Here is a 25,879-nt window from a genome sequence, read left to right as displayed (position 1 = left end):
AGACGCAGTGATAACTGTAGGCCCGGTAAGCGCAGCGTCACCGGGCGATAAACATATTCAATAAACTATCAGGCTGACTCCGCCAGAGCAATATCCTCACGCGGCTCTATCCGCTGATTGCCGTTATAGAGTCGCGCATTTTGTAAGCCGACAAACAGCCGTTCACCGCGATACGGCGCGTCATCGCCCGACAGCACGACGGTCAGCGGTTCGTCATACCACCCTAATGGCTGAACAACTAATTGGGTGTAGTGCCCTTTCGGGCTGGCTTCCAGTACCTGAACCGGCAGAGGTGAATCGAGGCTGGTACGGCGACTGATATCCACTTCCCAGGGGCGGAGGAACAGATCCACCGGCCCTTGATACGCCGGGGTATACCCCAACGGCCAACGATGCGCACCGACATGGAACTGGCCACCGCGAACAATCCCTTTCAGGCGGTTAACTTCGCCCATAAACTCCAGCACGAAGCGGGTGGACGGTTCACGCCAGACCTGTTCCGGTGCATCGGCCTGTTCGATATTGCCCTGGCTCATGACCACCACGCGGTCGGCTACTTCCATCGCCTCTTCCTGATCGTGGGTCACAAACACGCTGGTAAACTTCAGCTCTTCATGCAGCTGACGCAGCCAGCGGCGCAGCTCTTTGCGCACCTGAGCGTCCAGCGCACCGAAGGGTTCATCGAGCAACAGAATCTGCGGTTCAACGGCCAGCGCACGCGCAAGAGCCACGCGCTGCTTTTGCCCGCCGGAAAGCTGCGCCGGGTAGCGATCGGCAAGATGCGCCAGCTGCACCATTTCCAGCAGCCGGGTGACTTTCGCTTTGATCCCGGCGGCGTTCGGACGTTCACGACGCGGCAACACCGTCAGGCCGAAGGCGATATTCTCAAATACCGTCATATGGCGGAACAGCGCATAGTGCTGGAAGACGAAGCCCACTTTACGGTCACGGGCGTGAACGCGGCTCACGTCGGTGCCATGGAAACGAATATGACCGCTTGATTGATTCTCCAGACCAGCAATAATACGCAGCAGCGTGGTTTTTCCGGAGCCGGACGGCCCCAACAGCGCGACCATCTGTCCGGAAGGGATATCCAGAGAGATATCATTCAGCACCTGAGTGCGTCCAAAAGATTTCTTAATATTGACAATCTCAATGCTCATGATTCCCCTCCAGTTGCGCGCGTTTTTCCTGATTAGCCAGGCGCCATTGCAACATACTCTTTAAAAACAAAGTCAAAATAGCCATTAACGTCAGCAGAGCTGCGGCGGTAAAGGAACCGACGGTATTGTAATCCTGCTCCAGCAATTCAATCTGCAGCGGCAGCGACAGCGTTTCACCGCGAATCGAGCCCGAAACCACCGAAACGGCGCCGAACTCCCCGATAGCGCGAGCGTTGGTCAGCACCACGCCGTATAACAGCGCCCAACGGATATTCGGCAGAGTCACCCGGCGGAACATCTGCCAGCCGGACGCGCCGAGCAGGATCGCCGCTTCATCTTCATTACTGCCCTGACTGATCATCACCGGAACCAGCTCGCGCACCACAAATGGACAGGTGACAAAAATGGTGGCCAGCACCATTCCCGGCCAGGCAAACATGATTTGCAGGTTATGCGCGTCCAGCCAGCCGCCGAGCGGGCCGTTGGAACCGTAGAACAACAGATAGACCAGCCCCGCCACCACCGGCGAGACGGCAAAAGGAATATCCAGCAGCGTCAGCAGCAGCTGGCGGCCAGGGAAGTTAAAACGCGTTACCAGCCACGCCAGCAGAGTACCGAAAACCAGGTTAACCGGTACGGTAATCAGCGCAATCATCACCGTCAGCCAGATTGCGTGCAGCATGTCCGGGTTAGCCAGGTTTTGCAGTACCGGCATCAGCCCTTTGCTGAAGGCCTGGACGAAGATATAGACCATCGGCACGATCAGAATGAAAGCGGAAACCAATATTCCGGTGCCAATCAGAAACCATTTCCCCCAGTTGATGCGGGGAGCATCGTAACGCTTCAATTGAGTAACTTCCGCCATTAGTGACCTACCACACGTCGACCAAAGCGACTTTGCAGGGTGTTGATGGAAAACAGCAGCAGCAGCGAAGCCGCCAGGATCACCGACGCAATCGCGCTCGCCGCCGGGTAATCAAACTCCTGCAGGCGCACGAAAATCATCAGGGAAGTGACCTCGGTTTTCCATGCGATGTTGCCGGCGATGAAAATCACCGCGCCAAACTCGCCAAGGCTACGCGTAAATGACAGCGCGATCCCGGCCAGCAGCGCCGGAGAGAGCTCAGGCAGCACCACTTTACGGAAGCTCTGCAGGCGCGTGGCGCCCAGCGTTTCCGCCGCTTCTTCATATTCCGGCCCCAGCTCTTCAAGTACCGGCTGAACCGTCCGGACCACGAAAGGAATACTGGTAAACGCCATGGCGACCGCGATACCGAGCCAGGTATAGGTCACCTTGATATCAAACTTCGCCAGCCACTCGCCGTAAAAGCCGTTGACTGAAAACAGTGACGCGAGGGTCAGGCCGGCGACTGCCGTCGGCAGAGCAAACGGCAGGTCCATCAGCGCATCGAGCAGCGTCCGGCCCGGAAAGCGATAGCGCGTCAGAATCCAGGCCATCAGCAGGCCAAATACGCCATTAAAAATTGAGGCGACAAACGCCGACAGCAGCGTGACTTTGTAGGCCGCCACCACCTGCGGGTTAGTCACTACTTCCCAGTACTGACCCCAGGTCATCTGCGCCAGCTGCATCACCAGCGCACTCAGGGGGAGCAGTAAAATCAAGCAGACAAACAGCAGGCTGGTGCCGAGGCTCAGGGTAAAGCCCGGCAGCACGCGCTTAGATGCAGCAGCAAACATTACTTACGCCCCGCCGCCAGCAGTTTGTCCAGCTCACCGCCGCTGACAAAGTGGGTTTTCATTACCTGCGGCCAGGAGCCAAACTGATCTTCGACGCGGAACAGTTCGGTCTGCGGGAATTTATCCTTCAGCGTCTCCATCACCTTCGGGTTGTTCACACGATAGTAATAGTCGGTAATGATCGTCTGCGCCTGAGGGCTATAGAGCCAGTTCAGGTAAGCCTTCGCCGCCTTCTCGGTTCCGTTGGCCTTGACGTTTTTGTCCACCCAGGCGACCGGGAACTCCGCCAGAATATTGACCTTCGGCACTACCACTTCGAAGCCCTGGTCTTCATACTGCTTGCGAATATTGTTCACTTCCGATTCGAAGGTAATCAGGACGTCGCCGAGTCCACGTTCAACGAAGGTCGTAGTCGCGCCGCGGCCGCCGGTATCAAATACTTCGACGTTTTTCAGGAACTGGGTCATAAACTGCTCGGTTTTCGCTTTATCGCCGCCGTCGGCTTTATCTGCGGCTCCCCATGCAGCCAGATAGGTATAGCGCGCGTTACCGGACGTTTTCGGATTCGGGAAAATCAGCTTCACGTCCGGGCGCACCAGATCGCTCCACTCATGAATATTCTTCGGGTTCCCCTTACGCACCAGAAACGCCATGGTGGAGTAGAACGGCGAGCTGTTGTTCGGCAGCCGGCTTTGCCAGTCGGCGGGAATCAAGTTGCCTTTGTCATGCAGGATCTGTACATCCGTCACCTGGTTATAGGTCACCACATCGGCTTTTAAGCCCTGCAATATGGCCAGCGCCTGTTTCGACGAACCGGCATGAGATTGTTTGATCGTCAGCTTATCGCCGGCATTATCTTTCGCCCACTGCTGTTCAAACGGCGGATTAAGGGCGGCAAACAGCTCGCGGGAGACATCATAAGAGCTGTTCAGCAGCTCAGTCGCCTGCGCCTGCGCAACCAGCAGCATCGAAGCAGCCAGTGCCAGATATCCTTTGTTCAGTGATTTAACCGCCATTGCGCACCCTTATCAGTTTGATGACTTTCTTATAGCCATAATATTTATAACGAGGATGAAAGGAGTAACGGTTTTATATACCGTTTGGCGATTTGGAAGTCGAAAAGAGAATAAGCCGTTTACAAACCATTGTGGAGACGGGTTTTCGGCGTGATTTTCCCTCTATGGGGCGGAGCTGGAGGTCAGGGAGAACAAGGGGTTAAGCCGAACGTGGTCGTCAGACTGGGGGAAAGTTATCTGCCCTCTCCCGAGTGGAAGAGGGGCAGTGTCAACCCGGAGATTACAGCGCCTGGAGACGATCCAGTGACGGAGCAAAGTAGTAGCCGCCGGTCACGGGTTTGGTAAAGCGCAGCATGGCATCACGTTTGCCGTCGGTATCGCCAAACATGCTCAGCAGCTGCTGTTCAATGTTATGGATACGTGCGCAGTACGCACAGAAATAGAGGCCATGAGTGCCGCTGGCGGTGCCGTAAGGCAGGCTCTGACGAACAATCTTCAGCCCTTTGCCATCCTCTTTTAAGTCGACGCGACTCAGGTGTGAGGTTGCCGGACGATCGTCGCCATCAATCTCTTCATTGGCTTCTTTGGTCCGGCCAATCATCATCTCCTGGTCCGGAACGCTCATGCGATTCAACTGCTTGAGGTTATGCTCCCAGCGCTGAACGAAGACATAGCTGCCGCCGGCATCCACGCCATCTTTGATGATCGCCACTTCACGGCGGGTCTCAAGACCGGCCGGATTTTCCGTGCCGTCGACGAAACCGCTCAGGTCACGCTCTTCAATCCAGCGGAAACCGTGAACCTCTTCTTTCACCTCAATCACATCGCCAAAGGCCGCCATGGCTGCCTGAGCAACGGAGAAGTTCACCTCATGACGCGCGGAGAGGATATGAATCAGGACATCATACTGGGTAGACGGCGCCAGGCCCTTGCCGTATACCGGGAAATCTTTAAGCTCTTCGGCACCCACACCGCCGCTCAGCTCACGCCAGACGTTATTGCCAAAAGCCACCACGGCGCCCAGCTGTGCGTCCGGAAATTGCGTTTGAAAGGTCGCTAATTTATCAATAAAGACTTTGCTGGCTTCGCGCAGGGCGTTGACGTCCCCTTTGACATTGGCTTCAATCCAAATCGCCGCACGGCAATGTTCCGGCAAAATGCCGCTCTGAACCTGAGACATCGCTCCTCCTGAAATGATACAACCACAACACTGTGGCACTTTTATCGCGCTATTGTACCCGTTTTTTCCCTGTGCCGTGTCCGTTCAGATCAAATTAGCCGTGCCAGATAATTTTGCTGACCTTCCAGTTTTTCAGCGTGTCGTCGGAAGGCATCAGCTCTTCCGGACCATTCCAGTGGCCGGTAAAGGCGTAGCTGATATGCTGACTACCGTCCGCCTGGCACTCCACCACGGCACCATTATCATTTGCGCCTTTTTGACAATGACCAAAGGCTTTGCTGTACAGCTCGCTAAACGGAGTGCCGACCTGAACGCCGCGGTCCGTTTTAATCTCGCTATCCCGCACTTCGATACGGTTGATGGTGCCGCCGTCGCCGTTAATGGTCATCGCGACTTTGTCATCTTTCAGCGCCTCAAAGTAGCGCACGATATTACCGTTGGCCGCTTTCATGCCGCTGCGCAGACGATAGCTCCCGCCCAGCGCATCGCTGATGGCCTGTTCATTCAGCGGCGTTGTGGCCGTTAGTTTACCCACGCCCTGCTCGGTCACTTCCATTGAGGAACCAAACCAGTTCCATGGGTAGGCCGCTGACCAGTTAACTGCACTCATAGTGGAGCAGCCGGTTAATGCCAGCGGTAACGCGCAGAGAAGCAAACGTAGCGATTTCATGACTCGATCCTTTCTTGTTTATTTGACGCCTGTTGGAGTGCAGGATCGGCAAAAAGTGCCGTTAAACCCGATCTTCCTGAAAACAAGCTTTGAGTCGACGGCTGGCTAACAGCCACCAGAAGGCATAGAGATCGGCGATCAGCAGGCCGATAGTCAGCATCGAAGGTGACTCGCCGCTCAGCCATAACAGCGGCTGCCAGAGCAGCAGCAGCGTCTGCGACAGCACCAGCAGCCAGCGCATTAGCGGCCAGAGACGGGGAAAACGCTGCCGCTGCCCGCTGACGATAAACGCCAGTACCGCCGGGATACCCGGCAATAATCCTAGCCAGAAATTATCGTGATCGGGATAGAACAGGTTCAGTAACACATCGCCCTGCTGGCGGGAGGCCCCCGCCATAATGAACAGCACCCAGGTTCGCGCCTGCAGCAGCAGTACGCACCAGAACAGAAACGGTAGCCTGAGCCGGCCGTGGGCATCGAAATCAGAAGGGATAAACTCAGTATTCTTCATCTTCAATCAAACGTTTACCCAGACTCAGGATATCGGCATATTCGTAACCAAGCCGTTCATACATCCCCTGCACCACCTCATTATCATCGCGAACCATGATGTTAATTTTCGGGCAGCCGCGAGCAATCAGCTTTTTTTCCAGCCGGTTCAGCAGCGCATTGGCGATACCACGCCCGCGATATTCCGGATGCACGCCCAGGTAGTAGGCGGAACCGCGATGACCGTCATAGCCGCCCATCACCGTGCCAACCACCTCGCCATTTACTTCCGCGACGAGAAACAGGCTGACATCGTGGTTAACTTTACGCTCAATGTCCATTTCCGGGTCATTCCACGGGCGCAGAAGCTCGCAGCGCTCCCACAGCGTAATCACTTCTTCAAAATCTTGCTGGCGAAAAACGCGTATCTCCATGGTATTCCCCATTTTTCAAGCTTAAAAACAGCGATTATGGCGCGATTTCAGCGGATAGCCAATATCAGGCGAAATGAAGTGGAAAAAATGACATAATACGCACTGTCATGTATTGAAATGAAAAGTAAAACAATTCTTGTTTTGAATGGTCGTAACGGAAAACGCGATACGATATAACACCAGGTACCACTTGTTTGCAATTCAGGCCGAATGAGCACTTTTAAACCATTAAAAATACTTGCTTCGCGCCGCCAGGTGCTGAAAGCAGGACTGGCTGCCATGACCCTTTCCGGGGTTTCATCGCAGGTCATCGCAAAAGAACAGCCGCTGACGACGTCCAACGGCCACAGTAAACCCGCGGCGAAAAAGGCGGGCGCGAAGCGCATCGTTATGCTCGACCCGGGCCATGGCGGTATTGATACCGGCGCTATCGGTCACAACGGTTCAAAAGAGAAGCATGTCGTACTGGCGATTGCCAAAAACGTACGCAGCATTCTGCGCAATAACGGTATTGACGCGCACCTGACGCGTTCTGGCGATACCTTTATCCCGCTGTACGACCGCGTGGAAATTGCCCACCAGCACGGCGCCGATCTTTTTATGTCGATTCACGCCGATGGCTTTACCAACCCCAGCGCGGCCGGCGCGTCGGTATTTGCCCTCTCCAACCGCGGTGCGAGTAGCGCGATGGCGAAATACCTCTCCGATCGCGAAAACCGCGCCGATGAGGTCGCCGGTAAAAAAGCCACGGCCAAGGACCATCTTTTACAGCAGGTGCTGTTTGACCTGGTGCAGACCGATACCATTAAAAACAGCCTGACGCTGGGTTCGCATATCCTGAAAAATATTAAGCCGGTGCATAAGCTGCATAGCCGTAACACTGAACAGGCCGCCTTCGTGGTATTGAAGTCGCCGTCAATCCCGTCCGTACTGGTTGAAACCTCATTTATCACCAACCCGGGCGAAGAAAAACTGTTAGGTACCACCGCGTTCCGGCAAAAAATCGCCAGCGCGATCGCGTCCGGCATCATCAGCTATTTCCACTGGTTCGATAACCAGAAGGCCCACTCGAAGAGACGTAAATGAAGCCCGACGCGCAACAGGTAAAACGCTATCTCCTCCAGCTCCAGGAGACCATTTGCCAGAAACTGAGCGCCATTGACGGCGGTGAATTTGTCGAAGACAGCTGGCAGCGCGAAGGAGGCGGCGGCGGTCGCAGCCGGGTTCTGCGCGATGGCGGCGTGTTTGAGCAGGCGGGCGTAAACTTCTCCCACGTTCACGGCGACGCCATGCCGTCTTCGGCAACGGCGCATCGCCCGGAACTGGCCGGTCGCAGCTTTGAGGCGATGGGGGTTTCTCTGGTGGTACATCCGTGGAATCCCTATGTGCCGACCAGCCATGCCAACGTGCGTTTTTTCATTGCTGAGAAGCCCGGCGCAGAGCCGGTGTGGTGGTTCGGCGGCGGGTTTGACCTGACGCCCTTCTACGGCTTTGAGGAGGATGCGGTTCACTGGCATCGCACGGCTAACGATCTGTGCCAGCCCTTCGGCGCAGAGGTTTATCCGCGCTATAAAAAATGGTGCGATGACTACTTCTATCTGAAGCATCGTCACGAGCAGCGCGGAATTGGCGGCCTGTTCTTTGACGATTTGAATACCCCGGACTTTGACCACTGCTTCAGCTTTATGCAGGCCGTTGGCAATGGCTACACCGATGCGTATCTGCCGATCGTTGAGCGGCGCAAAGCCACGCCATATGGCGAGCGGGAGCGTCAGTTTCAGCTCTATCGTCGCGGCCGCTACGTGGAGTTCAATCTGGTGTGGGATCGCGGGACGCTGTTTGGCCTGCAGACCGGCGGGCGCACGGAGTCGATTCTGATGTCGATGCCGCCGCTGGTGCGCTGGGAGTATGACTACCGGCCGGAAGAAGGCAGCCCTGAGGCTGCCCTGAGTGGGTTTATTCAGGTTCGCGAATGGATTTAATGCCGGGCGGCGCCTTCGCTTGCCCGGCCTACGCTATCCCGTAGGTCGGGTTAGCGCAGCGCCACCCGACAGATCCCTTACAGCGGCTGAGTCTGAGCCTCGACCACCGCCAGCGCGACCATAGTGCCGATGCATCTCCAGCGTCAGAAAGTGAGTCTATTCAGTTCCACGAATGGATTTAATGCCGGACGACGCCTTCGCTTGCCCGGCCTACGCTATCCCGTAGGTCGGGTTAGCGCAGCGCCACCCGACAAATCCCTTACAGCGGCTGAGTCTGAGCCTCGACCACCGCCAGCGCGACCATAGTGCCAATGCATCTCCAGCGTCAGAAAGTGAGTCTATTCAGTTCCACGCATGGATTTAATGCCGGACGACGCCTTCGCTTGCCCGGCCTACGCTATCCCGTAGGTCGGGTTAGCGCAGCGCCACCCGACAGATCCCTTACAGCGGCTGAGTCTGAGCCTCGACCACCGCCAGCGCGACCATAGTGCCAATGCATCTCCAGCGTCAGAAAGTGAGTCTATTCAGTTCCACGCATGGATTTAATGCCGGACGACGCCTTCGCTTGCCCGGCCTACGCTATCCCGTAGGTCGGGTTAGCGCAGCGCCACCCGACAGATCCCTTACAGCGGCTGAGTCTGAGCCTCGACCACCGCCAGCGCGACCATAGTGCCAATGCATCTCCAGCGTCAGAAAGTGAGTCTATTCAGTTCCACGCATGGATTTAATGCCGGACGACGCCTTCGCTTGCCCGGCCTACGCTATCCCGTAGGTCGGGTTAGCGCAGCGCCACCCGACAGATCCCTTACAGCGGCTGAGTCTGAGCCTCGACCACCGCCAGCGCGACCATATTGACGATGCGACGCACGGAAGCGATAGGCGTCAGAATATGCACCGGCTTCGCCACTCCCATCAGCACCGGTCCGACGGTCACCCCTTCCGAACTGGAGACGCGCAGCAGGTTATAGCTAATGCGCGCGGCTTCCATATTCGGCATCACCAGAATGTTAGCCGAACCTTTCAGCGGACTGTCCGGCATCCGCTCATGGCGAATACTTTCCACCAGCGCAGCATCGCCGTGCATTTCACCATCGATCATCAGATCCGGCGCCAGCGCTTTCACCCGCTCCAGCGCTTCGCGCATTTTGCTTGCTGACGGGCAGTCAGAGGAACCGAAGTTGGAGTGCGACAGCAGCGCCACGCGCGGCTCAATACCAAAACGACGGACGCTTTCCGCCGCCATCAGCGTAATTTCCGCCAGCTGCTCCGGCGTAGGATCGTTATTGACGTAGGTGTCGGCGATAAAGGTGTTTCCGCTTGGCAGCAGCAGCGCATTCATGGCCCCCGCGGTGCTGACGCCGTCACGGTAGCCAAACAGCGGCTGAACGACCCCATAATGCTCATGGTAGTCGCCGATGGTGCCGCAGATCATGGCATCCGCCTCGCCACGGTGCACCATGATTGCGCCAATGACCGTCGTATTGGCAATCACCGCCCGCTGGGCCTGCTCCTGAGTCACGCCGCGGCGTTTCATGATCTGGTAATACTCGCCCCAGTACTCTTTAAAGCGCGGATCGGATTCGTTATTGACGATCTCAAAATCCACGCCGGCTTTGATCTGCAGCCCCAGCTTCTGGATGCGCATTTCAATCACGCTCGGACGACCGATCAAAATCGGTTTTGCCAGCCCCAGCGATACCAGCTCCTGTGTGGCGTGCAGGACGCGCGTCTCTTCGCCTTCCGCCAGCACCACGCGCTTAGGCTCTTTGCGCGCCTGGGAGAAAATTGGCTTCATGAACAGGTTGGTTTTGTAGACAAACTCGCTGAGCTTCTCAATATAGGCGTCGAAGTCGGCAATCGGACGCGTGGCGACGCCGGAGTCCATCGCCGCTTTGGCGACCGCCGGCGCGATCTTGACGATCAGGCGCGGATCGAACGGTTTTGGAATGATATATTCCGGACCAAAGCTCAGATCCTGATCGCCGTAGGCAGAGGCGACCACTTCGCTTTGCTCGGCATGCGCCAGTTCAGCTATCGCGTGGACCGCAGCCAGCTTCATCTCTTCGTTAATCGCCGTAGCGCCAACGTCCAGCGCTCCGCGGAAAATGAACGGGAAGCACAGCACGTTGTTGACCTGGTTCGGGTAGTCAGAGCGCCCGGTGCAGATGATGGCATCTTCGCGGACCTGCTTCGCCAGCGGCGGCAGAATCTCCGGTTCCGGATTAGCCAGGGCGAGGATCAGCGGCGCGCGGGCCATTTTTTTCACCATCTCCGGCGTCAGCACTTTCGGGCCTGAACAGCCGAGGAAAATATCCGCCCCGTCAATCACATCGTCCAGAGTGCGTTTGCCGTCATCTTCTACCGCGTAGGCCGCCTTGGTCTCTGCCATATGGGGCTCACGGTCTTTATAGATAACGCCTTTGGAGTCGCAGACCACGATATTGTGTTTCTGCATCCCCAGCGCCACCAGCAAATTCATGCAGGCAATCGCCGCCGCGCCCGCGCCGGATACCACCATCCGAACGTCGGAAAGATTCTTCTCAACCACCCGCAGGCCGTTAATAATCGCCGCGGTGCTGATAATGGCCGTGCCGTGCTGATCGTCATGGAACACAGGAATGTTCATGCGCTCGCGCAGCTTTTGCTCGATGTAGAAACACTCTGGCGCTTTGATGTCTTCGAGGTTGATGCCGCCGAAGGTGGGCTCCAGCGCCGCCACGACATCGATAAATTTATCCGGATTCAGCTCATCGACTTCGATATCGAACACATCAATCCCGGCGAATTTTTTAAACAAAACGCCCTTGCCTTCCATCACCGGCTTACCGGCTAGCGCACCAATATTCCCCAGTCCCAGCACCGCGGTGCCGTTGGAGACAACGGCCACCAGGTTGCCACGGGCGGTGTATTTGTAGGCGGCCAGCGGATCTTTCTCGATTTCCAGACAAGGTGCCGCCACGCCTGGCGAGTAGGCCAGCGCCAGATCGCGCTGGGTGGCCAGAGGCTTGGTAGGGACAACCTGAATTTTCCCGGGAACGGGAAACTCATGGAAATCGAGGGCGCTTTGTTTCAACTGCTCATCCATTTTATTGTTCCTTTCACGTATCGGTCGTAGGGGGTGTGCGTAATGACTATCCTGGTGCCCACCCTAAGGTGGCGCATAGTATCTCGCCTGACGGCTTTTCAAACTTTGAACGCCGCCAAACTCTCGCCATCGCAATGGTATATTTGTTATCGATTTATAATATTTATGTAACCTGATTTCGAAAGCAATGATAGTCCCGTCTGCTATGCTTTTTAGTTATCCACCCGATAAACACCTCGACAAACAATCAACAAAAACTCATGCAACATCTTGTTTCAGGAGTCCATTATGTCCCGAAGAGAACTTGCCAACGCCATTCGCGCCCTGAGCATGGACGCCGTACAGAAAGCCAACTCCGGCCACCCCGGCGCCCCGATGGGGATGGCGGATATCGCCGAAGTCCTGTGGAATGATTTCCTTAAACACAATCCGGAGAATCCGCACTGGTATGATCGTGACCGCTTTGTGCTCTCTAACGGTCATGCGTCGATGCTGTTGTATAGCCTGCTGCATCTGACCGGCTACGATCTGCCGCTGTCCGAATTGAAAAACTTTCGCCAGCTCCATTCGAAAACGCCCGGCCACCCGGAACACGGCTATACTCCCGGCGTCGAGACAACCACCGGCCCGCTTGGCCAGGGGCTGGCCAACGCCGTCGGCATGGCGATTGCCGAGCGCACGCTGGCGGCGCAGTTTAACCGTCCCGGCCACGACATTGTTGATCACTATACCTGGGTGTTTATGGGCGATGGCTGTCTGATGGAGGGGATCTCCCACGAAGCCAGCTCGCTGGCGGGGACGCTGGGTCTCGGTAAGCTCATCGGCTTCTATGACCATAACGGCATCTCAATCGATGGTAAAACCGACGGCTGGTTCACCGACGATACCGCCGCGCGCTTTCGGGCCTATCACTGGCACGTGATTGGCGATATTGACGGCCACGACCCGCAGGCAGTGAAACAGGCGATTCTCGAGGCGCAAAGCGTCACGGATAAACCTTCGCTGATCATCTGCCGCACCGTGATCGGCTATGGCTCACCGAATAAAGCCGGTTCGGAAGAGTCCCACGGCGCAGCGCTGGGGGAAAAAGAGGTGGCGTTAACCCGCGAGAAGCTGGGCTGGAAATATCCACCGTTTGAGATCCCCAAAGAGATTTATCAGCAATGGGACGCCCGGCCGCGCGGCGAGCAGGCAGAACAGACGTGGAATCAGCGGTTCGCCGCTTATCAGCAGCAGTATCCTGAACTGGCGGCGGAGCTAAAACGCAGAATGGACGGCGCGCTGCCGGCGAACTGGAGCGATGCGGCGCACGATTATATCGCGCAACTGCAGGCCGAGCCGGCGAAAATTGCCAGCCGTAAAGCGTCGCAAAATGCCCTGAACGCCTATGGCCCGCTCCTGCCGGAACTGCTGGGCGGGTCGGCCGATCTGGCGCCGAGCAACCTCACCATCTGGTCCGGGTCAACATCCATCAAAGAGGATGTGGCGGGTAACTATATTCATTATGGCGTACGCGAGTTCGGCATGACGGCGATCGGCAACGGCATTGCTCTCCACGGCGGCTTTATCCCCTATACCTCCACCTTCCTGATGTTTGTCGAATATGCGCGTAACGCAGCGCGAATGGCGGCGTTGATGAAAGCCAGACAGATAATGGTCTATACCCATGACTCGATTGGGTTAGGGGAAGATGGCCCCACTCATCAGGCGGTCGAACAGCTGGCCAGTCTGCGACTGACGCCGAACTTCAGCACCTGGCGCCCCTGCGATCAGGTCGAAACGGCGGTCGCGTGGCAGGCGGCGATTGAACGACAAACCGGCCCCACCGCGCTGATACTGTCGCGGCAAAATCTGGCGCAAATGGCGCGGACGCCGCAACAGGTACAGGATATTGCCCGCGGCGGCTATGTGCTGAAAGATGCGGGGGGCAAACCAGATTTAATCCTGATAGCCACCGGCTCCGAAGTGGAGATAACCGTGCTGGCGGCGGAAAAGCTGCTCGCCAAAGGTGTTAACGTGCGGGTAGTCTCCCTGCCTTCAACCGATGTTTTCGATGCGCAAGATGCGGCATACCGGGAATCGGTTCTTCCGGCTAACGTCAGCGCCAGAATTGCCGTTGAGGCCGGTATCGCCGACTACTGGTATAAATATGTCGGGCTGAAAGGCGCCATCGTGGGAATGAGAAGCTACGGTGAATCGGCGCCGGCGGATAAGCTCTTCCCGTTCTTTGGCTTCACCGTCGAGCATATCGTCAGTCTCGCGGATGAAATATGTAACGGGTAACCCATAGCGTGGGCCAGGCATCTGGCCCCTGCCAGTTATCACACTGCGGCTGCTGCGCATAGCGAACCAGGCTAAACCGCTGGCCATCATAGCGCCAGCGGGTCTGAACCCCGCAATCGCCGGGGCCGCGCCCTTTATCCAGAGTCACCAGCTCGTGACGTCGCTCATCAATACTGGCATTAATCAGCTCAATATCACGCGCCGCATTGCCCGGCGGCTGGAAGGGCAGCGTCAGACGAACCTGGCGGGCCACATACGGCTGCTGGCGCGACACCAGCCAGGCCAGCCAGATGGTGTTGTACGCCCCGGCTTCGCAGCTGACCATCAGTAACACCTTCTCATCCGTCAACGCGGTAACCCGAATCTCGCGGCGGAAAGGGTCCAGCGAACAGGCGCTATTGTTCATCCGCTCGTTGCCGTAATCCATCAGGTCATTGAGCTCCTCCCGACTGAGCGGTGATTGCGAGAGATCGACTTTGCCAACCGCCCGCAGCGCAGGTGCCGGCGGTACGCTAAGCGGCGGCTCTTCGCCCTTCCCTACCCACGCGGTTTCACTGCCGACACGCTTTTGATGGCTATCGATAAACAGCAACGCGGCTTTCAGTCCTTGCAGAGAAATGCTTTGCAGCCCGTTAACCAGGGTTATCGCCTGCCCCTCCTGCACCTGCTGGAGAAAAGCATCGATCGTCACGCTATCCCCGGTTTTGAGCAGCTTATCCGCAACCTGCCAGTGTTTATCGGTCAACGCCAGCGGTTTACCATCAAGCAAAAGACGAGGAGCGATTGGCGCCAGGGCGGCAACCGGGTTACCGATACCGCCCAGCTCAATGCGCAGGCTGGCATCCGTGACGGCGCCGGCGCTACGGCTGAGAGTCATAACCAGTCCGTGATGCAGACCAACGTTGCGAGCGACGCAGAAATTCTGATTATTGCAGGTGACCAGCCAGTCGTCGAAGAGCTGTTGTACCGGCGCCGCCCACGCCCATGACGTCGGTATCAAACCGAAAAACAGAAAAAAAAGAACCCGATAAAGCATGCGCGGCACAACCCCAGAGAAGAACGCTCAAAACAGCAGCCATCTTCACCAGCGGCGACATGTTACTCAATCAGATTTATCAGATAACCCCGCCATCAGTCCCGATGTTTGCAAATATTGCAGCAGGATCACCGCCTTGCCATCGCGTATCTCGCCGCTGGCAACCATCTGCAATGCCTGGCTGAAAGGCAGCTCCAGCACATCGATATCTTCATCTTCAACGCCGCCGCCGCGCGTTTTGCGCTGCGCGTCGCTGTACTCGGCGATAAAGAAGTGGACAATTTCGGTCACCCCGCCGGGAGACATATACAGCTCGAACAGCTTATGCGCATCGCCCACTTCGTACCCGGTCTCTTCGATGGCCTCTTTGCGGATGCAGGCTTCAGGCTCGTCGTTATCCAACAGCCCGGCGCAGGTTTCGATCAGCATCCCGTCCTCGTTACCGTTAACCCAGGTGGCAACACGAAACTGGCGGACCAATACGACGGTTTGCTTACGGCGGTTATACAACAGCACCGTGGCGCCGTTGCCGCGATCGTAAACCTCGCGCTTATGACGGACCACGCTGCCGTCGCTACGCGTCAGCTCGTAGGTCATATTGCGCAAAATAAAGTAGTTTTCAGAGAGGAGTTTATCTTTGATAACGTTGATGTTGAGTGACATACGGCCCCGCAGCGTGGAATGACGCTGTCATACTACGCTGCGAGGCCGGGTTTGTCGTTAGTGAAGCAGGGCCGATTTTACGCCGAGATAATCCATGATCCCCTGCGCCGCATGGCGACCTTCGGCCATCGCCGTCACCACCAGATCGGCGCCGCGGACGGCATCTCCGCCGGCAAAAATTTTGTCGTGCGTGGTCTGATAGCGGTAGCGGCTCTCGACACTGGCCTTAATCCGCCCCCGGTTATCAAGCTCTACGCCGACGGACTCCAGCCACGGCATCCCGTGGGGATGGAAACCAAAGGCCATAATCACCGCATCGGCCGGCATCACGAACTCGCTGCCCGGCAGCGGCGACGGGCTGCGGCGCCCCTGCTCGTCCGGTTCACCCAGTTGTGTGCGCAGAAAACGTACGCCGTTAACCCGACCGTCGCTATCCAGCTCCAGCGTCACCGGCTGAACGTTGAATTCGAACTCCGCCCCTTCTTCACGCGCGTGTTTCACCTCTTTTTTCGACCCCGGCATATTGGCCTCATCGCGACGATAGGCGCAGGTGACCTTTTTCGCCCCGTGACGCAGCGCGGTGCGCACGCAGTCCATCGCCGTGTCGCCGCCCCCCAACACTACGACATTCAGCCCGTGGGCATTGACGTAAGGCTCTTCGGGTTTCTCGCTCAGCCCCATGACTTGTTTCGTATTGGCAATCAGGAACGGCAGCGCATCATAGACCCCCGGGGCCTCTTCATTTGGCAGTCCCGCTTTCATGGAACGGTAGGTTCCGGCGCCAATAAATACCGCATCGTATTCTGCCAGCAAGGTGGTTAACGCCACGTCCTTGCCCACTTCACACTCCAGTTCAAAGCGGATACCCATCTCAGTAAAAATCTCCCGTCGCCGGGCCAGCAGTGACTTTTCCAGCTTGAAGGCCGGAATGCCAAAAGTCAGCAAACCGCCGATTTCCGGATGACGGTCGAAGACCACCGGCTGCACGCCGTTTCGGATCAGCAGGTCAGCGCAGGCCAGTCCCGCCGGCCCGGCACCGATAATGGCCACCTTTTTCCCGCTATCGACAACCCGGGAGAGGTCCGGTCGCCAGCCCTGTGCCAGCGCCTGGTCGGAGATATAGTGCTCGATGTTGCCAATCGTCACCGCGCCCTGTTCATCGCGCAGCGTACAGGCCCCTTCACACAGGCGATCCTGCGGGCAAACCCGGCCGGTTATCTCCGGCAGGCAGTTGGTTTGATGGGACAGCGCCACGGCGGCGTCGATATCCCCCGCTTGTACCCGCTCAATCCACTGGGGAATATGGTTATGCAGCGGGCAGGTCCATTCACAGATACTGTGTTCGCCGCACTGCAGGCAACGCTCCGAGGCCTGCTGCGCCTGCCCGGCGTTAAAGGGCAGAACGATCTCGGCAAAATCCCTCTTGCGGATCGCCGCGGCCCGTTTATCGGCCTCGCTGCGCGGCGGCGTTGCCGCCATCTGGCGGGCTTTTGCGTCAGCTGCCGGTAATGCCATGTCGCCGGGATGCGCATGCCACGGCCGCGCATCCATCCGCGCCGTACGCAGGCGTCGCTGTCTGGCCATCGCGGACAGGGTCGCTTCCGTCGCCAGCTGCAGCGCCTGCGCCGGGCAGTTTTGCACGCAGGAGGGCCCGCCTTCACGGCCGCTGCACAGATCGCATTTATGCGCGGTGGCTTTCACTTTCCCCGCCGCCGCCGGTAACAGCACGATCTCCATGACGCCAAACGGACAGGCCACCATGCAGGATTTACAGCCGATGCACTTTTCCTCGTCAACCTGCACGCTATCATTTACCTGGCGAATGGCATCATTCGGGCAGCTGCGGGCACAGGGGGCGCTTTCACAATGCCGACATGTTATTGCGTTACGTTTTTGCTCGTGCTTCATCACGGTAATGCGCGGTAAGAAGCGCTGCGGGGTCAGGACGTGCTGTTCGTCGTTGTGTGCCATCACGCAGGCCACTTCGCAGGCTTTGCAGCCGATGCATTTGCGACTATCGCTGATAATAAAGTGGTTCATGGTATCCTTCGGTCTTCGCTAAATAACCCCTCGATTCGCATGACTATTTATTACCCGACAAAACGGGGCAGGAACAATGTTCATTTGCCCGGAAGCGTATTTTTCTGGAGATAACCCGTTTTGGATCAAATTCTTTGACTTAAATGAAATTGCGTTTTATTTAACGTAGCAAGAAGAAGGCAGTTTAACGATGACAAACGGACGCCGGGGTAAGCGGCGGTTTGCGCAGAGAGTCGGAGAGTTCTTTACGGTGTCCGCTAAAGCCACACGATAAATTACACTATCTCCTTAATTTCTCCACGTTTGCCCGTGGAGTTGCCTATAAAGTGTCACGGACTGTGCGGTAACAAAAATGTACACAATGAGGTCTCAATTCTGATGGCGAATTTTTTTATCGATCGCCCCATTTTCGCGTGGGTTCTGGCGATCCTGCTATGCCTGACCGGAACGCTCGCAATCTTGTCACTTCCCGTCGAGCAGTATCCCGATCTTGCGCCGCCTAACGTGCGCATTACCGCCAATTATCCAGGTGCCTCCGCACAAACGCTGGAAAATACCGTCACCCAGGTTATCGAGCAGAATATGACCGGCCTCGATAACCTGATGTATATGTCTTCCCAGAGCAGCTCTTCGGGTCAGGCGACGATTACGCTGACCTTTACCGCCGGAACCAATCCCAACGAAGCCATGCAGCAGGTACAAAACCAGCTGCAATCGGCAATGAAAAAACTGCCTCAGGATGTGCAAAATCAGGGGGTGACGGTACGTAAAACCGGCGATACCAACATTCTGACTATCGCGTTCGTCTCGACTGACGGCAGTATGGATAAGCAGGATATTGCCGACTACGTGGCCAGTAACATTCAGGAACCGCTCAGCCGCGTGAACGGAGTTGGCGACATTACGGCCTACGGCTCGCAATACTCAATGCGCATCTGGCTTGATCCGGCCAAACTCACCAGCGTGCAGATGACGGCGAAAGATGTCACCGACGCCATCGAATCACAGAATGCGCAGATCGCGGTCGGCCAGCTTGGCGGTACGCCGTCGGTCGATAATCAGTCGCTCAATGCCACCATTAACGCCCAGTCGCTGCTGCAAACGCCGCAGCAGTTCCGCGATATTACGCTGCGCGTGAATCCGGACGGCTCGCTGGTGACGCTCGGCGATGTGGCGAAAGTTGAACTGGGCGCGGAAAGCTACGATTACCTCAGCCGCTACAACCGCAACCCGGCCTCCGGCCTTGGCGTGCAGCTGGCCTCCGGGGCAAACGAAATGCAGACCGCGGAGCTGGTGCTCAATCGTCTGGATGAGCTGTCGCAGTATTTCCCTCACGGCCTTGAATATAAAATTGCCTACGAAACCACCTCCTTCGTGAAGGCCTCTATCCATGACGTGGTGAAAACGTTGCTGGAAGCCATCGTGCTGGTGTTCCTGGTGATGTACCTGTTCCTGCAAAACATCCGCGCAACGCTCATCCCAACCATTGCCGTACCGGTGGTTCTGATGGGGACTTTCGCCATCCTGTTTGCCTGCGGCTACAGTATCAACACCCTGACGATGTTCGCGATGGTGCTGGCGATAGGTCTGCTGGTGGACGATGCTATCGTGGTCGTCGAAAACGTTGAGCGCATCATGAGCGAAGAGGGCCTTTCGCCGCGTGAAGCGACGCGAAAATCCATGGGCCAGATTCAGGGGGCGCTGGTCGGGATCGCGATGGTACTGTCGGCGGTCTTTATCCCGATGGCCTTCTTCGGCGGCACAACCGGCGCCATTTATCGCCAGTTTTCTATTACCATCGTCTCGGCGATGGTGCTGTCAGTACTCGTGGCCATGATCCTCACGCCGGCCCTGTGCGCCACCTTGCTGAAACCCATGAAGAAAGGCGAAGAACACGGTAAAAAAGGCTTCTTCGGCTGGTTTAACCGTATGTTCAACCGTAACGCCAGCCGCTACGAAACCGCCGTGGGCAAAATTCTTCACCGCTCGCTGCGCTGGATAGCGATCTACGCGCTGCTGTTGGGGGGGATGGTCTTTATGTTCTTACGCCTCCCGACGTCGTTCCTGCCCCAGGAAGACCGCGGCATGTTCCTGACCTCGGTGCAGCTGCCGAGCGGCGCAACTCAGCAGCAGACCTTAAAAGTCGTGCAAAAAGTTGAGGACTATTTCTTTAATCATGAACAGGCCAACGTTGCTTCGATTTTCGCTACCGTGGGCTCTGGCCCGGGAGGCAACGGTCAGAACGTCGCGCGTATGTTTATCCGCCTGAAGGACTGGGATGAACGCGATGCGAAAACCGGTACCTCGTTTGCGATCATTGAACGTGCGACAAAAGCCTTTAACAGCATTAACGAGGCGCGGGTGTTCGCCACTAACCCGCCGGCAATCAGCGGACTGGGCAGCTCCGCCGGTTTTGATATGGAGCTTGAAGACCACGCCGGCAACGGGCACGCGGCGCTCATGGCAGCCCGCGATACGCTGCTCGATCTGGCGGCGAAAGATGAGCGGTTGACCCGGGTTCGCCATAACGGCCTTGACGATAGCCCACAGCTGCAGATTGATATCGATCAGCGGAAAGCCCAGGCGCTGGGCGTGGCTATTGACGATATCAACAACACGTTGCAAACCGCCTGGGGCTCAAGCTACGTGAACGATTTTATGGATCGTGGCCGCGTGAAGAAAGTCTACGTCCAGTCCGCCGCCCCTTACCGCATGCTGCCTGACGATATTAATCTGTGGTACGTGCGCAACAGCAGCGGCACCATGGTGCCCTTCTCGGCATTTGCCACCTCGCGCTGGCAAACCGGCTCCCCGCGCCTGGAGCGCTATAACGGCTACTCGGCGGTGGAAATCATCGGCGAAGCGGCTCCTGGCATCAGTACCGGTACCGCGATGGCTATCATGGAAGATCTGACCAGACAGCTGCCAAACGGCTTTGGGCTCGACTGGACGGCCATGTCCTATCAGGAACGGCTGTCCGGCGCGCAGGCACCGGCGCTGTACGCCATTTCGCTGCTGGTCGTGTTCTTGTGCCTGGCTGCGCTGTACGAGAGCTGGTCTATCCCCTTCTCGGTCATGCTGGTGGTGCCGCTGGGGGTTATCGGGGCGCTGCTGGCCACCTGGATGCGCGGTCTTGAAAACGACGTGTACTTCCAGGTTGGCCTGCTGACGGTCATCGGCCTGTCGGCGAAAAACGCCATTCTGATCGTCGAGTTTGCTAATGAGCTAAACGAGAAAGGGGAAGATTTACTCGCCGCCACGCTGTCGGCCTGTCGCCAGCGTCTGCGGCCGATCCTGATGACCTCGCTGGCCTTTATTTTTGGGGTCCTGCCGATGGCGACCAGCACCGGCGCCGGTTCCGGTAGCCAGCATGCCGTGGGTACCGGGGTCATGGGCGGGATGATTTCCGCCACCGTCCTGGCTATCTTCTTCGTTCCGCTATTCTTCGTACTGGTACGTCGACGCTTTCCGCAAAAAGAGCGCCCGCAATAACCCGGCAGGATCCTGAGGGTCCCGTTTCTTACCCGGGAAATAACAAAAAGGCGACTGTTATAGTCGCCTTTTTTATCTGCTTACAGCCGCCGGGCTATTATTTTAGCCGTACGATTACCCTGCTCACATTGAGGATTTTATTTACGAAGCATACCTTCAATAAAATCTTTCCAGTTCCCTAGTTCATGTTCAATCATAATAGCCTCTCTTATTATTATGGGTGATTCTATGCAAATCGGTTTGGGAAAGGAAGTGCACTAAGGTTATCGCTGCGATTGCTGGTAACCCCTTCTACGCCATCATCTCTCTGATTTACTGGTACTATGAGCCTGGGAGTGGAAATTTAATGTGATGCATAGCAACATTTCGCAACATTAAGCCTGTTTTCAGATAATTTCCCCTGCCGATATCCTGCTCTTTTATCCCCCGCCGGCGAACGATTTCCAGGTTATCGTTAGCGGACTGGTTAATATTCGCCCAGTGCATACATAGAGGGTAAAAAAGGATATTTATTCACGCGGTTCACGTATTATTTTATACCGGCTTGTGTATTCGGATATTTCTGAGTTAATCGCGTAAATCAACGTAAAAGAAAAGGTTTCATTATGCTGACTATGTACGGAATCAAAAACTGCGACACCATTAAAAAGGCCCGCCGCTGGCTGGAAGCTAATCACATTGCCTATCAGTTCCATGATTATCGTGCCGATGGCCTGGATCGCGAGTTATTAAACACCTTTATCGCTGAGCTGGGCTGGGAAGCACTGCTCAACACGCGCGGGACAACCTGGCGGAAACTGGATGAAACCGTGCGTGCCGGTATCAATAACGCCGATGCCGCCGCCGCGCTGATGCTGGAAATGCCGGCAATTATCAAACGCCCATTGCTCTGCGCGCCCGGGCAGCCTATGCTGCTGGGTTTCAGTGAACTCACTTATAAGAAGCTTGTTAACGAGGTATAGTCTATGTCTTGCCCGGTCATTGAGCTGGCTCAGCAGCTTATTCGCCGCCCTTCCCTCAGCCCCGATGATGCGGGATGCCAGGCGTTAATGATTGAACGCCTGCGTGCGATTGGCTTTACCGTGGAACCGATGGATTTCGGCGATACGCAAAATTTCTGGGCCTGGCGCGGGCGCGGTGAAACGCTGGCCTTTGCCGGCCATACCGACGTTGTTCCGGCCGGCGATGCTGACCGTTGGATTAACCCGCCTTTCGAACCCACCATCCGCGACGGCATGCTGTTCGGCCGCGGCGCGGCAGATATGAAAGGCTCGCTGGCCGCGATGGTGGTTGCCGCCGAGCGCTTTGTCGCCCAGTACCCGAATCATAAAGGTCGTCTGGCCTTTTTGATCACCTCTGATGAAGAGGCCAGCGCGCACAACGGAACGGTGAAAGTGGTCGAAGCGCTGATGGCCCGCAACGAGCGCCTGGACTACTGCCTGGTCGGCGAACCGTCAAGCACCGAAGTCGTCGGTGACGTGGTCAAAAACGGTCGTCGTGGCTCACTCACCTGCAACCTGACCATTCACGGCGTGCAGGGCCATGTTGCTTACCCGCATCTCGCCGATAACCCGGTGCACCGCGCGGCCCCTATGCTGACGGAGCTGGTAGCAATCGAGTGGGATAAAGGCAATGAATTCTTCCCCCCCACCAGCATGCAGATAGCCAACGTGCAGGCGGGTACCGGGAGCAATAACGTGATCCCCGGCGACATGTATGTTCAGTTCAACTTCCGTTTTAGCACTGAACTGACCGACGAAATGATTAAAGCCCGCGTCGTCGAGCTGCTGGATAAATATCAGCTGCGCTATACCCTTGACTGGTGGCTGTCTGGCCAACCGTTCCTCACCAGCCGTGGCAAGCTGGTCGAAGCGGTGGTGAACGCCATTGAGCACTATAATGAGATCAAACCCCAGCTGCTAACCAACGGCGGCACCTCTGACGGTCGCTTTATCGCTCGCATGGGTGCGCAGGTGGTTGAGCTGGGACCGGTGAATGCGACAATTCACAAAATCAATGAATGTGTTAACGCCGCCGACCTGCAGCTGCTGGCGCGGATGTATCAACGCATCATGGAACAACTGGTCGCCTGACGACCTCGACCTGAAAAGAGGAAGCGCACATGGAATGGCTAATCAACCACTGGTGGATTCTGGTGCTGGTATTTTTGGTGGGCGTCATGATTAACGTCATTAAGGATCTTAATCGCGTTGACCACAAAAAGTTTCTCGCCAATAAGCCGGAACTGCCGCCCCATCGTGATTGTAACGATAAGTGGGACGATGACGACGACTGGCCGAAGCACGACCAGCCGAAGAAGTAAGATTTCGCTCCCGCTCCCCGGTTAGCGCAACGCTACCGGGGAGTTGTCGAGCTTACGGCGATGCGCCTTAGTCGGGTCACCAACTTCGCGAAATCATATACCCGCAGGGTGCGCTCAGAAATCTCACCTTTCGTCGTTAGACTGCCTTGCGCAACGTTCATTCCCGACGATTGCCCGGCACGCCAGAATCATTCCCAACCCCATCGTCAATGAAAAAACCGCGACGCTCATTCGTTATCAGGCAATATTTTATTTCCCCCTGCGTACCCGCTGAAATTACCTATGGAAAACCATAATTTAATATAAATAAGAATAAATATATTCACACGACATATATATAAACGCCCTCAGCACACCGCATTCGCCGTGGAATATTAAAACAATGATCTCACCCGCATCGGCCAATAAAAAATAATGCCATATTAGCCAGGTCCCCACGGGATATATCGTCAATCTCTTGCCCCAATTCTATACCGCAAATACTCGGGATATTTAAACATCATGAAGGATTATCAACAACTCGATGCCAGCGTCGCGCATAGTGCGGAGATGCTGGAACAGGCGCTCCCTGCTGTGCTGCAACCTTTTCAGGACATGGCGAAATCAGCCAAAGGTGAAGGCGCGATTCCTCATCAATCCAGGCTGCTTATTGCGCTGGGTATTGCCATTTCCACCCACTGCGATCCCTGTATCGCTCGACACGCTCGTAAGCTGGCAGAATGCGGCGCCAGCCGGCAAGAAATCGCCGAAGTCGCAGGTATTTGTATCAGCATGAGCGGAGGACTCTCACTCACCTATGCCAACTCAGCGCTGGAGGCATTTGACTACTTCAGTCTCCGTATCACTACAGGACAGGGGGCTGGAAATGAGTAAATGCCTGCTGCTGCTTATCGGACTGTGTGTTTTTTCTCCGCGGATACTCTCTGCCCAACACTTTCCCACGGCACCGGTGAAAATTGAAGTGGGTGCCGCTGCGGGTGGCGGTATGGATATCGTCGCCAGAGCCCTCGCCGAGCGGCTCTCCCCGCTTCTGGGCCAGCCCGTGTTGGTCAGCAATCGCGCCGGCGCGGGAGGCGCTATAGCCATGATGGCGCTAAAAAATGCACAGCCGGATGGGTATACCCTCGCCCTGGTGCCTTCCTGGACGTTAAGTTATCAGCCGCTGATAAGCAAGCATTATCGGGCCGAAGACTTTACTCTCCTGGCCGTACTCTATCGCTCTCCGGACGCGCTCATTGCCAGAGCCGATGCGCCATGGAACTCGCTGTCGCAGATGCTCGACTCGGCTCGTAACGAACAGAAAACGCTACTGTTCGCCTCTCAAAGCCCGGTAGATCAGCTCATTATTAACTGGCTGGCCCGTCAGACTGGCAACAAAATTGCCGCGCTGCCAACCCGAGGCGGCGGGGAAATGATCCCAAAACTGCTGGGCGGCCACGTTGATTTCGCTTACAGCGCGACAATGCATACGCAATATGTCAGTTCAGGGAAAATGAAAGTCCTGGCCTCGCTCACCGACCAACGTCAATCTATTGCCCCTGATGTGCCGACGTTAAAAGAACAAGGGTGGGATATCGCCATTAATACCTTTTTTATCGTCGTACTTCCCGCTGGCGTACCGCAGGCTATTACAGAACATCTCTCCTCAGCATTTGCCGACATCATGCGCGACGAACATATTCGATCTCTGATTGAAGATAAGCTTTTTATGAATATTGATGTTCATCTGATGAAAGATGCCTCCAGCCTCATCGTCGGGCAACAATCTAAAATGCGGACCTTATTCGACACATTGCAGTAAACCCTATGCGCACAGAAGGGGGACGGGATAACAAATTATTTCCCATACGTATAAACAGAGAGCGAGGAAAACATGAAAGATCGCATTCAAACGGTTGCATATCTCCTGTGCCTTGTCGTATCCCTGCTCATTCTGTCAATGCTTATTTTCCAGGAGGATTCGGGCGCTAACACGTATGGCATGCCCTCCTCGCGACTCCCCTGTATCTATAGCGGCGTAATGGCGTTCGCTTCGCTGGCGTTATTTATTCAAGCCAGACATCGGCAAACCAAAATATTTCAGTTCCCTCACGCGTGGCGAAATATATTACCGATCCAGATCGCAATACTCCTCTATGCATGGGCGCTCTACTTCTTTGGTTTTATCGTCGCAGGTATGGGGATATTGTTTATTTTACAATGGGTAATGGGGCAACGACGCTGGAGCATTCTGTTATTACTTTCGCTGTTACCTCCGCCACTTTTATGGTTGGCCTGCACGCGCCTGCTGGGTATGGCGCTGCCATAGTGGTCCATGGAAAACAC

The 25,879-nt window shown here is 56.1% G+C and carries 23 protein-coding genes; 10 read left to right on the top strand and 13 right to left on the bottom strand.

Going from position 1 to position 25,879, the window contains the following annotated elements:
* Nucleotides 1-68: 68 nt before the first annotated feature.
* The 8 genes from cysA to Q1L34_RS06555 all read right to left on the bottom strand — a co-directional run bounded on the left by cysA (nucleotide 69) and on the right by Q1L34_RS06555 (nucleotide 6,650).
* Nucleotides 69-1,163: a sulfate/thiosulfate ABC transporter ATP-binding protein CysA gene (gene cysA / locus Q1L34_RS06590; protein WP_004866097.1), complete on the bottom strand. Its 1,095-nt coding sequence runs from the start codon at nucleotides 1,161-1,163 to the stop codon at nucleotides 69-71.
* Entirely contained in the window at nucleotides 1,153-2,028 is an 876-nt protein-coding gene (gene cysW, locus Q1L34_RS06585) for a sulfate/thiosulfate ABC transporter permease CysW (RefSeq protein WP_004866100.1), read from the bottom strand. Before cysW ends, cysA begins: the two co-directional genes overlap by 11 nt.
* Entirely contained in the window at nucleotides 2,028-2,861 is an 834-nt protein-coding gene (cysT, locus tag Q1L34_RS06580; protein ID WP_004866101.1) for a sulfate/thiosulfate ABC transporter permease CysT, read from the bottom strand. The genes cysW and cysT overlap by 1 nt, the downstream gene beginning before the upstream one ends.
* Nucleotides 2,861-3,877: a sulfate ABC transporter substrate-binding protein gene (locus Q1L34_RS06575; protein WP_004866103.1), complete on the bottom strand. Its 1,017-nt coding sequence runs from the start codon at nucleotides 3,875-3,877 to the stop codon at nucleotides 2,861-2,863. Before Q1L34_RS06575 ends, cysT begins: the two co-directional genes overlap by 1 nt.
* A gap of 280 nt (nucleotides 3,878-4,157) precedes the next feature.
* Nucleotides 4,158-5,057: a Dyp-type peroxidase gene (locus Q1L34_RS06570; protein ID WP_004866106.1), complete on the bottom strand. Its 900-nt coding sequence runs from the start codon at nucleotides 5,055-5,057 to the stop codon at nucleotides 4,158-4,160.
* A gap of 94 nt (nucleotides 5,058-5,151) precedes the next feature.
* Nucleotides 5,152-5,727, bottom strand: coding sequence for an RpoE-regulated lipoprotein (locus Q1L34_RS06565; protein WP_195874064.1), 576 nt, complete (start codon nucleotides 5,725-5,727; stop codon nucleotides 5,152-5,154).
* 61 nt (nucleotides 5,728-5,788) lie between these two features.
* Complete coding sequence (locus Q1L34_RS06560) at nucleotides 5,789-6,238, bottom strand: DUF2919 domain-containing protein (RefSeq protein ID WP_004866113.1); 450 nt, start codon at nucleotides 6,236-6,238, stop codon at nucleotides 5,789-5,791.
* On the bottom strand, nucleotides 6,225-6,650 hold the full coding sequence (locus Q1L34_RS06555) for a GNAT family acetyltransferase (protein WP_004866116.1): 426 nt from the start codon (nucleotides 6,648-6,650) through the stop codon (nucleotides 6,225-6,227). The genes Q1L34_RS06560 and Q1L34_RS06555 overlap by 14 nt, the downstream gene beginning before the upstream one ends.
* Before the next feature lie 210 nt (nucleotides 6,651-6,860).
* Here Q1L34_RS06555 and amiA point away from each other — a divergent pair, with 210 nt between their 5' ends.
* Together amiA and hemF are read left to right on the top strand one after the other, a co-directional pair.
* Nucleotides 6,861-7,736, top strand: a complete 876-nt coding sequence (gene amiA / locus Q1L34_RS06550) for an N-acetylmuramoyl-L-alanine amidase AmiA (protein WP_327204411.1) — start codon at nucleotides 6,861-6,863, stop codon at nucleotides 7,734-7,736.
* Complete coding sequence (gene hemF / locus Q1L34_RS06545) at nucleotides 7,733-8,632, top strand: oxygen-dependent coproporphyrinogen oxidase (protein ID WP_195874065.1); 900 nt, start codon at nucleotides 7,733-7,735, stop codon at nucleotides 8,630-8,632. The genes amiA and hemF overlap by 4 nt, the downstream gene beginning before the upstream one ends.
* An 805-nt stretch (nucleotides 8,633-9,437) precedes the next feature.
* Here hemF and maeB read toward each other — a convergent pair.
* On the bottom strand, nucleotides 9,438-11,717 hold the full coding sequence (maeB, locus tag Q1L34_RS06540) for an NADP-dependent oxaloacetate-decarboxylating malate dehydrogenase (protein ID WP_004866124.1): 2,280 nt from the start codon (nucleotides 11,715-11,717) through the stop codon (nucleotides 9,438-9,440).
* Between the two features lie 288 nt (nucleotides 11,718-12,005).
* Between maeB and tkt the strand changes: the two genes are divergently transcribed.
* The gene (tkt, locus tag Q1L34_RS06535) at nucleotides 12,006-14,000 is read left to right on the top strand and encodes a transketolase (protein ID WP_071359697.1); all 1,995 of its coding nucleotides are present in this window, start codon (nucleotides 12,006-12,008) and stop codon (nucleotides 13,998-14,000) included.
* On the opposite strand, the gene Q1L34_RS06530 is transcribed toward tkt, so the two are convergent.
* From Q1L34_RS06530 to aegA, 3 genes are all read right to left on the bottom strand, one after another.
* A complete protein-coding gene (locus tag Q1L34_RS06530) occupies nucleotides 13,969-15,036 on the bottom strand; it encodes a DUF1176 domain-containing protein (protein WP_015583732.1) in 1,068 nt (355 codons plus the stop codon). The two genes, tkt and Q1L34_RS06530, sit on opposite strands and share 32 nt — an antisense overlap.
* Nucleotides 15,037-15,102: 66 nt before the next feature.
* Nucleotides 15,103-15,699, bottom strand: a complete 597-nt coding sequence (gene nudK, locus Q1L34_RS06525) for a GDP-mannose pyrophosphatase NudK (RefSeq protein ID WP_004866133.1) — start codon at nucleotides 15,697-15,699, stop codon at nucleotides 15,103-15,105.
* Nucleotides 15,700-15,756: 57 nt separating this feature from the next.
* The gene (gene aegA / locus Q1L34_RS06520; protein WP_327204410.1) at nucleotides 15,757-17,739 is read right to left on the bottom strand and encodes a formate-dependent uric acid utilization protein AegA; all 1,983 of its coding nucleotides are present in this window, start codon (nucleotides 17,737-17,739) and stop codon (nucleotides 15,757-15,759) included.
* 378 nt (nucleotides 17,740-18,117) lie between these two features.
* Here aegA and acrD point away from each other — a divergent pair, with 378 nt between their 5' ends.
* A complete protein-coding gene (acrD, locus tag Q1L34_RS06515; protein ID WP_004866137.1) occupies nucleotides 18,118-21,231 on the top strand; it encodes a multidrug efflux RND transporter permease AcrD in 3,114 nt (1,037 codons plus the stop codon).
* Nucleotides 21,232-21,368: 137 nt separating this feature from the next.
* Here the strand turns inward: acrD and ypfM are convergent, their stop codons facing one another.
* Nucleotides 21,369-21,428 carry a protein YpfM gene (ypfM, locus tag Q1L34_RS06510; RefSeq protein ID WP_100181659.1) on the bottom strand — a complete coding sequence of 20 codons (60 nt, stop codon included), beginning with the start codon at nucleotides 21,426-21,428 and terminating at the stop codon, nucleotides 21,369-21,371.
* A 408-nt stretch (nucleotides 21,429-21,836) separates the two neighbouring features.
* Here ypfM and Q1L34_RS06505 point away from each other — a divergent pair, with 408 nt between their 5' ends.
* The 6 genes from Q1L34_RS06505 to Q1L34_RS06480 all read left to right on the top strand — a co-directional run bounded on the left by Q1L34_RS06505 (nucleotide 21,837) and on the right by Q1L34_RS06480 (nucleotide 25,862).
* Nucleotides 21,837-22,193, top strand: coding sequence for an ArsC family reductase (locus Q1L34_RS06505; RefSeq protein WP_015583730.1), 357 nt, complete (start codon nucleotides 21,837-21,839; stop codon nucleotides 22,191-22,193).
* A gap of 3 nt (nucleotides 22,194-22,196) precedes the next feature.
* The gene (gene dapE / locus Q1L34_RS06500) at nucleotides 22,197-23,324 is read left to right on the top strand and encodes a succinyl-diaminopimelate desuccinylase (protein WP_004866142.1); all 1,128 of its coding nucleotides are present in this window, start codon (nucleotides 22,197-22,199) and stop codon (nucleotides 23,322-23,324) included.
* Nucleotides 23,325-23,353: 29 nt separating this feature from the next.
* The gene (locus tag Q1L34_RS06495; protein WP_004866145.1) at nucleotides 23,354-23,554 is read left to right on the top strand and encodes a YpfN family protein; all 201 of its coding nucleotides are present in this window, start codon (nucleotides 23,354-23,356) and stop codon (nucleotides 23,552-23,554) included.
* 501 nt (nucleotides 23,555-24,055) lie between these two features.
* The gene (locus tag Q1L34_RS06490) at nucleotides 24,056-24,427 is read left to right on the top strand and encodes a carboxymuconolactone decarboxylase family protein (RefSeq protein ID WP_004866148.1); all 372 of its coding nucleotides are present in this window, start codon (nucleotides 24,056-24,058) and stop codon (nucleotides 24,425-24,427) included.
* Nucleotides 24,420-25,355, top strand: a complete 936-nt coding sequence (locus Q1L34_RS06485) for a tripartite tricarboxylate transporter substrate binding protein (RefSeq protein WP_327204409.1) — start codon at nucleotides 24,420-24,422, stop codon at nucleotides 25,353-25,355. The genes Q1L34_RS06490 and Q1L34_RS06485 overlap by 8 nt, the downstream gene beginning before the upstream one ends.
* Nucleotides 25,356-25,427: 72 nt before the next feature.
* On the top strand, nucleotides 25,428-25,862 hold the full coding sequence (locus Q1L34_RS06480; protein ID WP_048024157.1) for a tripartite tricarboxylate transporter TctB family protein: 435 nt from the start codon (nucleotides 25,428-25,430) through the stop codon (nucleotides 25,860-25,862).
* The last annotated feature ends 17 nt before the right edge of the window (nucleotides 25,863-25,879 follow it).

It is taken from the genome of Klebsiella ornithinolytica, from assembly GCF_030505655.1.
In the GTDB taxonomy this organism is placed as follows: Bacteria; Pseudomonadota; Gammaproteobacteria; order Enterobacterales; family Enterobacteriaceae; genus Klebsiella; species Klebsiella ornithinolytica.
This window is presented reverse-complemented; position numbering and strand designations above follow the sequence as displayed.

Excerpts from the sequence above, each read along its gene's own strand:
- cysA (WP_004866097.1), bottom strand. The coding sequence starts at position 1,163 with ATGAGCATTGAGATTGTCAATATTAAGAAATCTTTTGGACGCACTCAG.
- cysW (WP_004866100.1), bottom strand. The coding sequence starts at position 2,028 with ATGGCGGAAGTTACTCAATTGAAGCGTTACGATGCTCCCCGCATCAAC.
- cysT (WP_004866101.1), bottom strand. The coding sequence starts at position 2,861 with ATGTTTGCTGCTGCATCTAAGCGCGTGCTGCCGGGCTTTACCCTGAGC.
- Q1L34_RS06575 (WP_004866103.1), bottom strand. The coding sequence starts at position 3,877 with ATGGCGGTTAAATCACTGAACAAAGGATATCTGGCACTGGCTGCTTCG.
- Q1L34_RS06570 (WP_004866106.1), bottom strand. The coding sequence starts at position 5,057 with ATGTCTCAGGTTCAGAGCGGCATTTTGCCGGAACATTGCCGTGCGGCG.
- Q1L34_RS06565 (WP_195874064.1), bottom strand. The coding sequence starts at position 5,727 with ATGAAATCGCTACGTTTGCTTCTCTGCGCGTTACCGCTGGCATTAACC.
- Q1L34_RS06560 (WP_004866113.1), bottom strand. The coding sequence starts at position 6,238 with ATGAAGAATACTGAGTTTATCCCTTCTGATTTCGATGCCCACGGCCGG.
- Q1L34_RS06555 (WP_004866116.1), bottom strand. The coding sequence starts at position 6,650 with ATGGAGATACGCGTTTTTCGCCAGCAAGATTTTGAAGAAGTGATTACG.
- amiA (WP_327204411.1), top strand. The coding sequence starts at position 6,861 with ATGAGCACTTTTAAACCATTAAAAATACTTGCTTCGCGCCGCCAGGTG.
- hemF (WP_195874065.1), top strand. The coding sequence starts at position 7,733 with ATGAAGCCCGACGCGCAACAGGTAAAACGCTATCTCCTCCAGCTCCAG.
- maeB (WP_004866124.1), bottom strand. The coding sequence starts at position 11,717 with ATGGATGAGCAGTTGAAACAAAGCGCCCTCGATTTCCATGAGTTTCCC.
- tkt (WP_071359697.1), top strand. The coding sequence starts at position 12,006 with ATGTCCCGAAGAGAACTTGCCAACGCCATTCGCGCCCTGAGCATGGAC.
- Q1L34_RS06530 (WP_015583732.1), bottom strand. The coding sequence starts at position 15,036 with ATGCTTTATCGGGTTCTTTTTTTTCTGTTTTTCGGTTTGATACCGACG.
- nudK (WP_004866133.1), bottom strand. The coding sequence starts at position 15,699 with ATGTCACTCAACATCAACGTTATCAAAGATAAACTCCTCTCTGAAAAC.
- aegA (WP_327204410.1), bottom strand. The coding sequence starts at position 17,739 with ATGAACCACTTTATTATCAGCGATAGTCGCAAATGCATCGGCTGCAAA.
- acrD (WP_004866137.1), top strand. The coding sequence starts at position 18,118 with ATGGCGAATTTTTTTATCGATCGCCCCATTTTCGCGTGGGTTCTGGCG.
- Q1L34_RS06505 (WP_015583730.1), top strand. The coding sequence starts at position 21,837 with ATGCTGACTATGTACGGAATCAAAAACTGCGACACCATTAAAAAGGCC.
- dapE (WP_004866142.1), top strand. The coding sequence starts at position 22,197 with ATGTCTTGCCCGGTCATTGAGCTGGCTCAGCAGCTTATTCGCCGCCCT.
- Q1L34_RS06495 (WP_004866145.1), top strand. The coding sequence starts at position 23,354 with ATGGAATGGCTAATCAACCACTGGTGGATTCTGGTGCTGGTATTTTTG.
- Q1L34_RS06490 (WP_004866148.1), top strand. The coding sequence starts at position 24,056 with ATGAAGGATTATCAACAACTCGATGCCAGCGTCGCGCATAGTGCGGAG.
- Q1L34_RS06485 (WP_327204409.1), top strand. The coding sequence starts at position 24,420 with ATGAGTAAATGCCTGCTGCTGCTTATCGGACTGTGTGTTTTTTCTCCG.
- Q1L34_RS06480 (WP_048024157.1), top strand. The coding sequence starts at position 25,428 with ATGAAAGATCGCATTCAAACGGTTGCATATCTCCTGTGCCTTGTCGTA.